The sequence below is a fragment of the Psychrobacter sp. GW64-MNA-CIBAN-0177 genome, assembly GCF_040309585.1.
Classification (GTDB): domain Bacteria; phylum Pseudomonadota; class Gammaproteobacteria; order Pseudomonadales; family Moraxellaceae; genus Psychrobacter; species Psychrobacter okhotskensis.
In genome coordinates this window covers 1-353 of record NZ_JBEOOY010000089.1, presented here as the reverse complement: position 1 = coordinate 353, position 353 = coordinate 1, and the positions used below count along the sequence as shown (strand labels likewise).

The 353-nt window shown below is 45.0% G+C and carries 1 pseudogene; it reads left to right on the top strand.

Going from position 1 to position 353, the window contains the following annotated elements:
* Positions 1 to 353, top strand: a pseudogene (locus AAEY79_RS14295) (phage portal protein); the annotation flags it as partial.

Below are 353 nucleotides of genomic sequence, written 5' to 3'. Positions count from 1 at the left end.
ATTTGGCGATGTGGCACTATTAAAAATACGTAATGGCTTTGGGCAAATTGTAAGGCTGTTTCCGCTGCCTAGTTACCGTACTCGTGTTGCGGGTGATGGCGGCGCGGTAGTGCTTGAGCGTAATAGCCAAGTTAAAAAATATAAAAAGCGCGACATTATTTGGGTTCGCCAGTACGACCCCGTACAACAAGTGTATGGCTTGGCCGATTACCTAGGCGGTTTGCAAGCCACGTTATTAAATGAAGATGCAACCTTATTCCGCCGTAAATACTTTTTAAACGGCGCGCACATGGGTTTTATTATGTACGCGACTGATCCTAACTTAGACCCTGCTGTTGAAGACGATATAAAAG